At 51.1% G+C, this 12,762-nt stretch carries 12 protein-coding genes; 2 read left to right on the top strand and 10 right to left on the bottom strand.

From position 1 onward, the window contains the following. Positions 1–58: 58 nt before the first annotated feature. The 6 genes from ABVM99_RS11425 to allA form a co-directional block, all read right to left on the bottom strand. Complete coding sequence (locus tag ABVM99_RS11425; RefSeq protein ID WP_000005070.1) at positions 59–1,306, bottom strand: MFS transporter; 1,248 nt, start codon at positions 1,304–1,306, stop codon at positions 59–61. A gap of 65 nt (positions 1,307–1,371) precedes the next feature. After that, positions 1,372–2,250: a 2-hydroxy-3-oxopropionate reductase gene (glxR, locus tag ABVM99_RS11420; RefSeq protein WP_052938305.1), complete on the bottom strand. Its 879-nt coding sequence runs from the start codon at positions 2,248–2,250 to the stop codon at positions 1,372–1,374. A 100-nt stretch (positions 2,251–2,350) separates the two neighbouring features. Further along, positions 2,351–3,127, bottom strand: a complete 777-nt coding sequence (gene hyi / locus ABVM99_RS11415; RefSeq protein WP_000943591.1) for a hydroxypyruvate isomerase — start codon at positions 3,125–3,127, stop codon at positions 2,351–2,353. 12 nt (positions 3,128–3,139) lie between these two features. Next, positions 3,140–4,921, bottom strand: a complete 1,782-nt coding sequence (gene gcl, locus ABVM99_RS11410) for a glyoxylate carboligase (RefSeq protein WP_001096868.1) — start codon at positions 4,919–4,921, stop codon at positions 3,140–3,142. A gap of 84 nt (positions 4,922–5,005) precedes the next feature. After that, positions 5,006–5,824 carry an HTH-type transcriptional repressor AllR gene (gene allR, locus ABVM99_RS11405; RefSeq protein ID WP_000141265.1) on the bottom strand — a complete coding sequence of 273 codons (819 nt, stop codon included), beginning with the start codon at positions 5,822–5,824 and terminating at the stop codon, positions 5,006–5,008. 78 nt (positions 5,825–5,902) lie between these two features. Next, positions 5,903–6,385 (bottom strand): ureidoglycolate lyase, encoded by a 483-nt coding sequence (gene allA / locus ABVM99_RS11400; protein WP_000764659.1) that lies wholly within the window; start codon positions 6,383–6,385, stop codon positions 5,903–5,905. A gap of 226 nt (positions 6,386–6,611) precedes the next feature. Here allA and allS point away from each other — a divergent pair, with 226 nt between their 5' ends. Next, on the top strand, positions 6,612–7,538 hold the full coding sequence (allS, locus tag ABVM99_RS11395; protein ID WP_000460169.1) for an HTH-type transcriptional activator AllS: 927 nt from the start codon (positions 6,612–6,614) through the stop codon (positions 7,536–7,538). A 69-nt stretch (positions 7,539–7,607) separates the two neighbouring features. Further along, positions 7,608–8,702, top strand: coding sequence for a tRNA 2-selenouridine(34) synthase MnmH (gene mnmH / locus ABVM99_RS11390; protein ID WP_052938306.1), 1,095 nt, complete (start codon positions 7,608–7,610; stop codon positions 8,700–8,702). Positions 8,703–8,740: 38 nt separating this feature from the next. Here the strand turns inward: mnmH and ABVM99_RS11385 are convergent, their stop codons facing one another. The 4 genes from ABVM99_RS11385 to ABVM99_RS11370 form a co-directional block, all read right to left on the bottom strand. Then, on the bottom strand, positions 8,741–9,400 hold the full coding sequence (locus ABVM99_RS11385; protein WP_000342247.1) for a methionine ABC transporter permease: 660 nt from the start codon (positions 9,398–9,400) through the stop codon (positions 8,741–8,743). Continuing rightward, positions 9,393–10,409 carry a virulence-associated ABC transporter ATP-binding protein SfbB gene (gene sfbB, locus ABVM99_RS11380; RefSeq protein WP_000569660.1) on the bottom strand — a complete coding sequence of 339 codons (1,017 nt, stop codon included), beginning with the start codon at positions 10,407–10,409 and terminating at the stop codon, positions 9,393–9,395. The genes ABVM99_RS11385 and sfbB overlap by 8 nt, the downstream gene beginning before the upstream one ends. 36 nt (positions 10,410–10,445) lie before the next feature. Next, positions 10,446–11,276 carry a MetQ/NlpA family ABC transporter substrate-binding protein gene (locus ABVM99_RS11375; RefSeq protein ID WP_023194600.1) on the bottom strand — a complete coding sequence of 277 codons (831 nt, stop codon included), beginning with the start codon at positions 11,274–11,276 and terminating at the stop codon, positions 10,446–10,448. 256 nt (positions 11,277–11,532) lie between these two features. Beyond that, positions 11,533–12,666 carry a porin gene (locus tag ABVM99_RS11370; protein WP_000152869.1) on the bottom strand — a complete coding sequence of 378 codons (1,134 nt, stop codon included), beginning with the start codon at positions 12,664–12,666 and terminating at the stop codon, positions 11,533–11,535. Positions 12,667–12,762 lie beyond the last annotated feature (96 nt).

The raw sequence follows: 12,762 nt of genomic DNA, 5'->3' as shown, positions 1-12,762 counted from the left end.
GGTTTAGCTATGAGGAACAAATAAATATAAAATAAAGAATTAGTAGATATAATTATTTTTAAGCTGAAGCAATACGTTGCGTTGCTTTCTTTTTATATAAAGTGACGACAGCAAAGATCAGTGTTCCGGTGACCACTAAACATGCTGAAATCACAAAACTGATCTCCTTCGACCCCGTTACATCCGAAATAAATCCGGTCAACGTTGGGGCGACAACCGCTGAACTCATGCCAAAGAAATTAAAAAGGCTGAAAGCTCTTCCCAGACTTTTTGCCGAAGCCTGTTCAGATACAAAGGAGATCAGGATCGGGTCTACTGCCATTTTCCCCAGCAAGCCGTATAGCGTCAGGCTGACCATCAGCATCGTGGTATTCGGGGACAAAACCGTAAACGCCAACATTGCTGCCGCCACAATTTCCAGACCGAGAATAACCTTAACTTTACTGTTACGGAATTTATCTGACAGATGGCTAAAAAATAACGCCCCCGGTACGCCAACCACCGCTACCAGCGCTGATGCCAGCCCGATAGCTCCGCCATCAAATCCTCTTTCAGTCTGTAGATAAGAGGGCAGCCAGGTCACTATCAAATAGTAACCGTAGCAGGTACAGAAATAGAGGAAGTAAACGCTACACAATAAACCAGAGAATAAAGGTGCGCGTTTCTCATCTTCCGTAACGGTTTGGGTTTGCTTTTCCGCTTGCGCAGAGTCGCTTTTGGCTTTACCGCGAATGATCAGCGTAAAGACGCACAGCATGATTACTAATATCGCGGCCACGATATACAGTACATTCTGCCAGGCCATGCTCATGTTTTTTACTAATACGCTGGAACCGATTAAGCCAATCCCCATCCCTATAGCCGACCCGCTGTTGATAATCGCGTTGGCTAATGCCCGACGGGCCTGCGGCACGTTTGCCGAAGAGAGTGAATAAGCCGAGCTAAAGAAAGAAGCGCATCCGCCACCTGCCATTAGCGACCCTATATAGATCATGGTCAGGCCATTGGCTTTCGCGATACAGAGTGTACCAATAATAAAAAGCGTAAATCCGGCCATCAGCATGATTTTTTGACCGAATTTATCGACCAATATTCCGCAAGGGATTTGCATACTGCAGTAAGCAAAAAAGTAAAAACTTGCAATGGCGCCTATTTCAGCATTACTTACATTGTCTAAAGATGCCTGAATTTCTGGATAAATTGGCGTAAGCACGGTGCGATAGATCCAAATCGCTACCCAGCCCAGACTCATTACGACAACAATTTGTTTCCAGTAATCAATTCCGGATTTTTTAGTTTCACTCATGTTCTTCACCTTTACAGAGTGTTCCTTGTGAACAGGTATCGCTGCAGCCGCAGCGATACACATAATTAGGACAACTTATGATTGGCCATTAATTCCAGCGCCTGTACCATTGCCGAATGATCAAGCTGGCTCCCGCCATTTGCCGCACAGGTATTGAATAATTCCTGGCAGGTCGCCGTATTCGGTAAATTCAGCGCCAGCGCTTTTGCGCTTTGCAATGCAAGATTAAGGTCTTTCTGATGAAGCGCGATTTTGAAACCAGGCTCGAACGTCCGGTTGATCATCCGCTCGCCGTGAACTTCCAGAATGCGTGAAGAGGCGAACCCGCCCATTAACGCCTGGCGCACGCGTACCGGATCGGCACCTGCTTTTGAAGCAAACACTAAGGCTTCAGAAACCGCTTCAATATTCAGCGCAACAATAATTTGGTTAGCCACCTTACAGGTTTGCCCATCCCCATTGCCGCCCACCAGGGTGATATTTTTTCCCAGGATGTCAAAGAGCGGTTTAACGCGGTCAAAGACTTTCTGCTCGCCGCCGCCCATAATCGACAGAGTGCCTTCACGCGCCCCGATTTCTCCCCCGGAAACCGGGGCATCCAGGTAATCAGCGCCCATTTCATTAACGCGCTGGGCAAAACGTTTGGTTTCGATAGGAGAAATAGAACTCATATCGACGATGGTTTTTCCCTGAAGCGATGTTTTGGCGCAACCGTGTTCGCCAAATAACACCTCTTCAACCTGCGGCGTATCCGGCACCATTATGAAGATAATGTCTGCAAATTCAGTTACCTGACGTGCAGTCTCAACATTTACCGCCCCCAGCGAGAGCAGTTCGTCCGCGACCGGACCAATAGTCGTAACGTGTAATTGATGACCGGCGCGTGCCAAATTGATAGCCATTGGCGAGCCCATAATTCCCAGGCCAATAAATCCCAGTTTCATATACAACCTCTTTTATTGCTTTCGGTGTTTCCAGATTCAGGCAACACAATCCCCTTCCAACACAGTGGAAAAAAAAGCGCTGCCCGAATTATTCTGCGTTTTAACGGTACTGATTAATCCACGATAATCCCGCTTCCGTGGTAGTCAGTGGTTTATATTCACAGCCAACCCAGCCATCATAACCAGACTGTTTAATGACATTAAAAATAAAGTCATAATTAATTTCCCCGGTCCCCGGCTCGCCGCGACGCGGGTTATCAGCAATCTGTAAATGGCCTATTTTATCGGCCCATGCCGTCATGGTTTGCGTTAATTCCCCTTCCATGCGTTGCATGTGATAAATATCATACTGAATTTTGATATTATCGCTGCCGATATCCTTAATTAATGCTAACGCCTGTTGAGTGCCGGTGAGATGGAACCCCGGCATATCAAAGTGATTAATAGGTTCGATAAGTAATAAAATGTCTTCTTTCGCCAGCATATTTGCCGCATAGCGCAGGTTTTCGACCAACGTGTCGTGGATCTCCGTTGCGGAGAATCCTGACGGCGTTTTACCCACCAGACAATTTATTTTCTTATTGCCTAACGCACGTGCATAACGGATTGCGGCCGCTACGCCATCGCGAAACTCTTCTTCGCGCCCAGGAATACAGGCAATTCCACGTTCGCCAGCCGCCCAGTCGCCAGCCGGTAAATTATGTAACGTATGTTCAAGATTATTATCCCTGAGTTTACGTTTTAACACTTCGATGTCGTTATCGTAGGGAAACATGAATTCCACGCCGCGAAATCCCGACAACGCCGCTTTATCAAAGCGTTCCAGGAAATCATATTCCGTAAACAGCATAGAAAGATTGGCAGAGAAACGTAACATCGATTACCTCCCTTACTCATATTTCATAAAACAGGTTTCTGTTGGCGCATCTTTCGCACTATCCGCAACCTCTTCAAACTCGGTTACGTTATCCAGTTCGCTGCCCATGGAAATATTGGTTACGCGTTCCAGAATGACTTCCACCACCACCGGAACGCGATATTGCGCCATTAGCGCTTTGGCTTGTTCAAATGCAGGCGCAATATCTTCCGGTTTAAAGACACGAATGGCTTTACAGCCTAACCCTTCCGCCACTTTTACATGGTCAACGCCATAGCCATTCACTTCGCTGGAGTTGATATTTTCAAAGGCGAGCTGCACGCAGTAGTCCATGTCAAATGCGCGTTGCGACTGGCGAATCAGACCAAGATAAGCGTTGTTAACCAGCACATGGATATACGGAATGTTAAACTGCGCGCCGACGGCTAACTCTTCAATCAGGAACTGGAAGTCGAAATCGCCGGAAATCGCCACCACATTGCGTTGCGGATCGGCAGCACATACCCCTAATGCCGCCGGGATTGTCCAGCCAAGAGGCCCCGCCTGGCCGCAGTTGATCCAGTGTCTGTCTTTAAACACATGCAGCATCTGCGCTGCCGCGATTTGCGACAATCCAATGGTGGTGACATAGCACACATCGCGACCAAAGGCTTTGTTCATCTCTTCATAGACGCGCTGCGGCTTCACTGGCACGTTGTCAAAGTGGGTTTTACGCAGCAAAGTCCGTTTACGCTGCTGGCATTCGTCCACCCAGGTCTTCCGGCATGGCAAACGCCCCGCTTTTTGCATCTCCTGCGCGACATCGATCAGCAACGTTAGCGCTGCTTTGGCGTCAGAAACGATGCCCAGATCCGGGCACAACACGCGGCCAATTTGCGTCGGTTCAATATCGATATGGATGATTTTTCGCCCCTGAGTATATTTCTCAACGGACCCCGTATGACGGTTAGCAAAACGGTTACCGATGCCAAAAACCATATCGGATGCCAGCAGAGTGGCGTTGCCGTAGCGGTGTGCCGTTTGCAGGCCGACCATCCCCGCCATTAAGGGGTGATCGTCCGGGATACAGCCCCAGCCCATCAGAGTAGGGATCACCGGTACGCTGGTCAGTTCGGCAAACTGTTGCAGCAGTGGCGCGGCGTCGGCGTTAATAACCCCGCCGCCTGCGACAATTACCGGACGCTCGGACTGAATCAGCATCTCCAGCGCCTTTTCAATCTGTACGCGGCTGGCGGCTGGCTTATATACCGGCAACGGCTCATACATATCCGGATCGAATTCGATCTCCGCAACCTGGACATCAAACGGTAAATCAACCAGCACAGGACCTGGGCGGCCTGAGCGCATCAGATGAAAAGCCTGTTGTAATACGCGCGGCACCAGCGCCGCCTCACGAACCGTCACTGCCATCTTGCTGACTGGTTTTGCAATCGCTTCAATATCGACTGCCTGGAAATCTTCCTTGTGCAGACGCGCTCGTGGCGCCTGACCGGTAATGCATAAAATCGGGATAGAGTCGGCAGAAGCGGAATAGAGCGCGGTGATCATGTCGGTTCCCGCCGGGCCGGAAGTGCCCAGGCAGACCCCAATATTACCTGCCGCCGCACGTGTGTAGCCCTCAGCCATATGCGAAGCGCCTTCCACATGACGCGCCAGTATATGGCGAATACCTCCATGCTTACGCATTGCAGAATAGAAGGGGTTGATTGCAGCCCCAGGAACGCCGAATGCTGTGGTGATACCTTCTTTTTCCAGCACATACATTGCCGCATCCACGGCTCTCATTTTTGCCATTTTATTGCTACCTCTTTTTATTGGAAAAAGTTTCCAACTTTTAAAAATTTTAAAAAAGTCCCGCTCCAGCGAGCGGGATGCGGCTCAGGCTACAGGGGGTTTTAGCCCAAGCGCCGTACTGATGTCTTTCGCGGTATCCCGTACCAGTTCACCCTGGCTGATAAAGCGATCTTCCGTCAGCCGGGAAGCCGGTCCCGATATTGAGATAGCGGCGACCACGCTGCCCGCATCGTCATAGATAGCGGAGGCGATACAATTCAGCCCGACAACATGTTCTTCCTGGTCAACGGTGTAGCCCTGTTCACGCGCCTGCTCCAGATTTTTAAGCAGGATAGGTAAATCCACCAGAGTGGTCGGCGTAAACCGCCGCAAACCGGTATTGACGACGATCCCCACCAGCTCTTCTTCGGTGAGCGGGTAAAGCAGCGCTTTTCCGGCGCCGGAAGCATGTAACGGCAGACGACTCCCTAAGGGCGCGCACATTCTGACCATCGATTTGCACTCCTTTTGACCGATTAACACCGCTTCATTACCGTTGCGAATCGCTACGTTGACCGTCTCGCCAGAAAGCAGCATAAGTCGGTGCATAAAGGGTCCGGCCACCGAGAGGACATCGCGATTATGAATATACGCAGAGCCCACATTAAATACGCCTAAACCAATATGCCACCAGCCAAGCTGGCTATCCTGGTACACAAAATCAGCCGCTTGCAGTACCTTTAACAGGCGAAACGTCGTAGAAAGCGGTAAATCCAGGCTGCCGGAAATATCGCTAACTGATGAACTGCCGCCGCTTCTTTCGAGATATTGCAATATCGCTATGCCCCTCTCCAGCGCCTGAGCGCCTTTCTGCGCAGTCGGCTCTGCCTGTCCTGGCCTGCCGCGTCGTCTTACTTCCGTCATATTTACGTTAACTCCGGCCCAAAATATGAGCATAAACAATGAACAATATGTTCATCTTATGCAAGAAGGCCAATAGCGTCACGCAAAACAGAGTTCATGTGTCGGGATACTTTCAACATCACAGTTATCGCTGCCACCGCGATCCACCGTCAGAAAATCGGTAACCGTCTGCCATGCAAACAGCGGGTGATGCCATACATTACGGTGATAATTGACGCCCTGCCGTCCATTGCTAATAAACGCCCGCAGCGTGGAGAGATCGGGTTTATCATCGCCGAGCGCGACAATAACGACAAAAGCCTCGCCGTTCATCGGCACAAACGCCTGCGTACCTAAAGGATGACGTTCCAGTTCATGTACCACAATAGGCATCGCGGCCGGTTGCGCCCTGTTAATACTGATCAGCGTGCGATCCTGCTCCAGAACTTCAACCTTCGCCAGGTCGTGATATCGCTCAACTAACCCGTTGTTTATATGAAAAAAGTCACGTTCCTGCGTCTCAATAACATCGCCATAAGCGCTGAACGTCTTCTGATCTAACGGTAATACCTCAAGTTTCATTATTTTTCCCTTGTAGCTCGATTCCGTTTAACCGCGGTGTGGACTCTGTCCGGTTTCAATACCATGCAATCTAAAACCTTCGGGATTTAACATCAACATAAAAGTTGGAATATTTTTCCAAAAGTAGATTTAGACCACAAATCAAACATGGCTATTATGTAAAACTACTTAAAAATCATAGGAAAACAATTCTGGTTTTATCAGGATCGTAAGGAGGCGTCTGACGATGTTTGACCCGGAAACACTGCGTACCTTTATCAGCGTTGCCGAAACGGGGAGTTTCTCCAAAGCGGCGGAGCGCCTGTGTAAAACCACGGCAACCATTAGCTACCGCATCAAACTGCTGGAGGAAAATACCGGCGTAGGGCTGTTCTTTCGTACAACGCGAAGCGTCTCGTTGACGGCGGCGGGCTCTCACCTTCTCTCTCAGGCAAAAGACTGGCTTGCGTGGCTGGATAGCATGCCTGACGAGCTACGCCAGGTTAACGACGGCGTAGAGCGTCAGGTCAATATTGTGGTGAATAACCTGCTCTATAGCCCGCAAGCGGTCGCCAGTCTCTTATCGTGGCTTAATGCGCGTTACCCCTTCACTCAGTTTCACTTTTCCCGGCAAATTTATATGGGCGTCTGGGATTCGCTCCTGTATGAAGGTTTTTCGCTGGCGATTGGCGTAACTGGCACCGAGCCGTTGGCTAATACCTTTATGCTCGACCCTTTAGGTTCCGTACAATGGCGTTTTGTGATGTCCGCGGATCATCCTTTAGCTCACGTCAGCGGGCCTCTAACAGAAGCGCAGTTGCGCCGTTTCCCGGCAATTAATATCGAAGACAGCGCGCGTACGCTGACCAAGCGGGTAGCCTGGCGCCTTCCGGGGCAGAAGGAAATTATCGTGCCTGATATGGAAACCAAAATCGCCGCTCATCTGGCAGGCGTCGGTATCGGTTTTGTCCCGCAGCCGCTCTGTCAAACGCTGATCGACAAAAACGAACTGGTGAGCTGTACCATTCCGACGATGCGTCCGCCCTCACCGTTAAGCCTCGCCTGGCATAAATTTGGCGGAGGCAAAGCGGTAGAAGACATTGTGAAATTATTTACCCAACGGCAACCCGAAATAGCCGGTTTTTTATCCATTTTCAACACGGTACGCTGTTAAAAATCAAGCCACTTTGCGAATTGGCGCGTAAAATAGCGCAAAGGATGATTTAAGGTTACGTTTTACGTTATGCAAGACAGACAAAAAGCACAGGACTATCGCGCGCTCCTCCTTGCCGATACGCCTTTAATTGATGTACGCGCGCCGATTGAGTTTGAACAGGGCGCCATGCCGGGCGCTATCAACCTGCCATTGATGATGGATGACGAGCGAGCCGCCGTCGGCACCTGCTACAAACGTCAGGGCGCGGATGCGGCGTTAGCGCTGGGGCATCGGCTGGTTTGCGGCGACATTCGCCAGCAGCGGCTTGAGGCCTGGAAAGCCGCGTATCAACGTTTCCCCAACGGGTATCTGTGCTGCGCGCGCGGCGGTCAGCGGTCACATATCGTACAACGTTGGCTGCAAGAAACAGGGATTGACTGCCCGCTTATTGAAGGCGGCTATAAAGCGCTGCGCCAGGCAGCAATTCAGGCGACCTGGCAACTGGCGCAAAAACCGATACTTTTAATTGGCGGCTGTACGGGCAGCGGCAAAACGCAACTGGTGCGACAACAGCCCAACGGCGTGGATCTGGAAGGTCTCGCGCGTCATCGCGGCTCCTCTTTTGGCCGCACGCTGAAACCCCAGCTCAGCCAGGCCAGTTTTGAAAACAAACTTGCCGTTGAATTGCTGAAAATTAACGCGCGTCAGACGCTAAAAAGGTGGGTACTGGAAGATGAAGGGCGAACGATCGGCGCCAACCATCTGCCTGAGTGTTTACGCGAAAGAATGGCGCAGGCCCCCATTGCGGTAGTGGAAGATCCGTTTGCGCTTCGTCTGGAACGACTGCGTGAAGAGTATTTCATCCGTATGCATCACGACTTCACCCACGCCTACGGCGATGAAGCCGGTTGGCAGGCGTATAGTGAATATCTTCATCATGGACTGTTCGCTATTCGCCGCCGTCTGGGGTTGCAACGCTTTGCCGAACTGACGGACACGCTGGATAGGGCGCTGGCGGAGCAATTATCCAGCGGCAGCACCGACGGCCATATGGCATGGCTGGTTCCGCTACTTAACGAATATTACGACCCAATGTATCGCTATCAACTGGAGAAAAAAGCCGCGAATATCGTTTTTCGCGGCCCATGGCAAGACGTTGCCAACTGGCTAAAAGCGCAATAGCTTACGTTTATTGCCGGCTGACGCTACATTGAGCCGGCTTAGTGTCTGTCGCGCTTGTCGGCACGTTTTGCCAGCCAGTCGCCCAGCATCTGAACGACCTGAACCAGCACAATCAGCGCCACTACGGTAACAACCATCACTTCGGTTTCGTAACGGTAGTAGCCATAGCGAATCGCCAGGTCGCCTACCCCGCCGCCGCCGACAATCCCGGCCATCGCCGAGTAGCCGATTAAGCTTACCAATGTAATCGTCAGGCCGCGCAGCAGCCCTGCGCTGGCTTCCGGCAACAGTACGGTACAGATAATACGCATCGGACTAGCGCCGAATGCCAGCGCCGCCTCAATAATCCCTTTATCGACTTCACGGAGCGCGCTATCTACCAGGCGTGCATAAAACGCGATTGCGGCCACCGACAGCGGGACGGAGGCTGCAATCGGGCCAATGGTATTGCCCAGCAAAAGCTGCGTTAGCGGCAGTAACAGCACCAGTAAAATAACAAATGGCACCGAGCGGATAATATTCACCAGAACCGAGGCGACGAGATAAATAAAACGGTTCTGCCAGAACAGATGACGATCGGTGACAAAAATCAGAAAACCGAGCGGTAGACCGCCAAGAATCGCCAGCACCGTTGAAATACTCAACATCTGGAAAGTTTCATTGAACGCCAGCGTTAAATCCGGCAATAAATCATCCACGGATCACCTCCACCTGTGCGGTACGTTGACGGATATGCTCCACGGCGGCGGCCACCGCCGTTGGATTATGCGGCGCGGTTAATTGCACCACCAGAATGCCCAACGCGCGTTCGCCGATATACTCAATCTTGCCATGCAGGATATTGACCGCGACGCCAAACTTGATCGCCACCTCCGACAGTACCGGCTGCTCCGCCGAATCGCCGATAAACAAAATTTTCAGCAACTGCCCGGGCAGGTGTTCCCGTAAACGTTCCGGCAGGGTCAAATTAAGGGTATGAGACACCAGTTGCTGTGTGAAAGCGTGTTGCGGGTGGGCAAACACATCAAACACCTCGCCCGATTCCACAACCTTACCGCCCGACATCACCGCCACGCGATCGCAAATAGATTTGATCACGTTCATTTCATGGGTGATCAGTACAATAGTAATCCCGAGCTGTGCGTTGATCTGTCTGAGCAGGGCCAGAATCGTGGCGGAAGTTTCCAGATCCAGCGCGGAAGTCGGTTCGTCACACAGCAAAACATCCGGATGGTTAGCGATGGCGCGGGCTATCCCCACCCGCTGTTTTTGCCCGCCGCTGAGCTGTACCGGGAAACGGTTCGCTTTATCGGCAAGGCCCACCAGCGTTAAAATTTCCGCCACCCGCGGCGCGATTTTGCTGCGTTCCCAGCCAGCCGCTTTCAGGCTAAACGCAACGTTTTGCGCCACTGTCCGGGTATGCATTAAGTTAAAATGCTGGAAAATCATACCAATACGCTGCCGCGCCTGGCGTAACGCTTTTCCGTCCAGCGCCGAAATTTCCACGCCGTTGACGTTGACGCGCCCCTGGCTGGGACGCGTTAAGGCGTTCAGGGTACGCAGCAGAGTGCTTTTTCCTGCGCCGCTGGTACCGACAATGCCAAAAATCTCGCCCGCGGCGATATGCAGGCTCACATCATCCACCGCGCGCGTGGGGGTACCGCGACCGGCGGTAAAATCGACGCAGACTTTTTCTATTTCAATCATATTCACCTCAGAAATTGGGGATGGCCACCGCTGCGATCAGGGTGTCGCGGTCATCCATTCCGGTTTCTGGAAGGCGCTATAAATATTCTTTGGATCGTCGATAACCGCGCGATAAGCCGGCGATTTCACCGCCTCGACAATATCTTTGGCAAACGGCTTATCGGCATCTTCACTGCGTACCGCAATGATATTTTTCAGATTCTCATCCAGGTGTTCCTGCTTAATCGCGCTGGAGAGATCCAGTCCTGCCGCCACCGCAAAGTTCCCGTTAACCAGCGCGCCGGTCACACCTTCCAGCGTGCGCGGTAGCTGTGCGGCTTCCAGCGGTTTGAAAACCAGTCCTTTTGGATTGCTGGCGATATCTCGTTCAGAGGCTTTGGTCGGATCGATATTGTCCTTAATCGTGATAAGCCCCAACGATTGCAGGAAGCGAAGGCCGCGCGCCAGGTTGGTCGGATCGTTGGAGAGAGTAATAATGTCCCCTTTTTTAAGCGCATCCAGGCTGTTGATTTTACGTGAATAGAAGCCCATCCCGGCGGTCGGTACCACAATAAGTTTGCTGAGCTTCAGCCCTTTGTCAGCGGTGAATTTGTCAAAATAGAGGGTATGTTGAAAGAGGTTGGCGTCGATGCTGCCGTTAGCTAACGCCATATTGGGCTGGACATAGTCGCTAAACTCGCGCACCACAACCTTATACCCTTTTTCTTTTAATGTCGGCGCAATCGCCTGCTTCACCATGTCGCCATACGGCCCTGGCGCGACGCCAAATACGATCGTTTGCGGGGAACCATCGGCATGGGCAAACTGTAATCCGCAGGCCAGTAATAGCGTGCTGGCCGCAATGCGTAAACTCTGACGCAATCCCATAATTTCTCCATTTTAAATAGTGTGATGCTGTGCCGGATGCCGTTCATGCGGCATCGTCTGTTTTGGCCCAAACGAAAGGCTATTTCTTAACATGACACAGATCACAGCCTGCTGTCCTTGAAATTATTTCATGATGTTTCCTGGTGTGTCGTTAAATGTACGAGGCAGGCGCTCAGGCGTGTGTCAGGCGGGAATGGCGTAAAGGGAAATGCCGGATAAGAGGTCTTAACGCCAACATCCGGCAGAGGAAAACGCTTTAGAAATCGTAACGCAGACGCACCAGGTTCATATCGCCCAGATTGTCAGTGCTGGAGGTGAAAACATGTTCATAATCAACGCGGAAACCATAATCCAGTTGGAAGGTGATCCCCACGCCGTTATCGGTGCGCAGATAGTCGCGGCCATTCACATATTCAATGCGGTCGCCCATAAAGTACGGTTGAATAGCTTTCACGGCATACTGACCAATCGGGAAAGCGTAACCGACAAAATATTCCAGACCCCACGCATCGCCGGCAAAGTAATCATTCACAGACACTTTTTTGGTCGTCATAAAGTTCTGATACCAACCGCCGCCTGCGGCGATAGTCCAGTTTTCCGGCGTCCAGCTTAATGCGGTACCGACAATATTTTGATCGTAAGTTTTATTGCCGTTGCCGCGCATCTCCGCACGGGTATAGTTCCATGCCGTCCCCCAGGTCAGATCGTCGGTGAGATGGTAATCCGCGCCTAAAGAACCGCCGCCTTTACGCTTGTAATTCAGGCCGTTATTGGCATTATAATCGTCGCTGAACAGATAAGATGCGTAGAGATCGACATTGCCAATGCTTTTCTTATACTTCAATGACTTACGCGTGCGATAAGAACCATCGTAGTCGCCGTTAATCCCGTTGCCAGGCGCCTGACCTATCATGTCGTAATCCCAGATATCGGTTTTTACGCCCACCACATCGTAATAAATGCTGTTCTGTTGACCGAAGGTCAGCGTTCCCCACGTCGCGCTCTTGAAGCCGGTATACAGCATACGGCGAGTGGTATCAGTCGCGCCCTTCGCATAATGGTTATCCCAGTCAAATACCGCAGGGATATTGACGCCCAGCTCGTAATAGCTAATCCAACTGATATCATCAAACAGATAGTAATCCGCGGCGAAGCGGAAACGCGTCCCGCCATCAAAACCATTACGTTTATAACCGTTCGCGCCGTCATTGCCGGTCATATTCTGGAACTGCGGACGAATACTCCCGCCAACGGTGAAATTGAGTCGGCTGAGTGGATTACCCGCCTGGGGATCTTGTTTTAAAACGGTGATTTCCGCCTGAGTAGCGAAAGGCATGAAAGCCACTGCCGCGCCGATCGATGCCGCCAACGCTGTTATTTTAATTGTCATTATATTTTCCTTGATAGATAGCCAATCCAAATCATTTAGCAGGCAAATAATAACTGTTATAAAACCTTACGTGTTGTGTATTTTTTAATGATTTGT

Source organism: Salmonella sp. SJTUF15591 (assembly GCF_043356435.1).
GTDB classification, from domain to species: domain Bacteria; phylum Pseudomonadota; class Gammaproteobacteria; order Enterobacterales; family Enterobacteriaceae; genus Salmonella; species Salmonella enterica.
This window is presented reverse-complemented; position numbering and strand designations above follow the sequence as displayed.

Excerpts from the sequence above, each read along its gene's own strand:
- glxR (WP_052938305.1), bottom strand. The coding sequence starts at position 2,250 with ATGAAACTGGGATTTATTGGCCTGGGAATTATGGGCTCGCCAATGGCT.
- mnmH (WP_052938306.1), top strand. The coding sequence starts at position 7,608 with ATGCAAGACAGACAAAAAGCACAGGACTATCGCGCGCTCCTCCTTGCC.
- gcl (WP_001096868.1), bottom strand. The coding sequence starts at position 4,921 with ATGGCAAAAATGAGAGCCGTGGATGCGGCAATGTATGTGCTGGAAAAA.
- allA (WP_000764659.1), bottom strand. The coding sequence starts at position 6,385 with ATGAAACTTGAGGTATTACCGTTAGATCAGAAGACGTTCAGCGCTTAT.
- ABVM99_RS11425 (WP_000005070.1), bottom strand. The coding sequence starts at position 1,306 with ATGAGTGAAACTAAAAAATCCGGAATTGATTACTGGAAACAAATTGTT.
- sfbB (WP_000569660.1), bottom strand. The coding sequence starts at position 10,409 with ATGATTGAAATAGAAAAAGTCTGCGTCGATTTTACCGCCGGTCGCGGT.
- allR (WP_000141265.1), bottom strand. The coding sequence starts at position 5,824 with ATGACGGAAGTAAGACGACGCGGCAGGCCAGGACAGGCAGAGCCGACT.
- hyi (WP_000943591.1), bottom strand. The coding sequence starts at position 3,127 with ATGTTACGTTTCTCTGCCAATCTTTCTATGCTGTTTACGGAATATGAT.
- ABVM99_RS11370 (WP_000152869.1), bottom strand. The coding sequence starts at position 12,666 with ATGACAATTAAAATAACAGCGTTGGCGGCATCGATCGGCGCGGCAGTG.
- ABVM99_RS11375 (WP_023194600.1), bottom strand. The coding sequence starts at position 11,276 with ATGGGATTGCGTCAGAGTTTACGCATTGCGGCCAGCACGCTATTACTG.
- allS (WP_000460169.1), top strand. The coding sequence starts at position 6,612 with ATGTTTGACCCGGAAACACTGCGTACCTTTATCAGCGTTGCCGAAACG.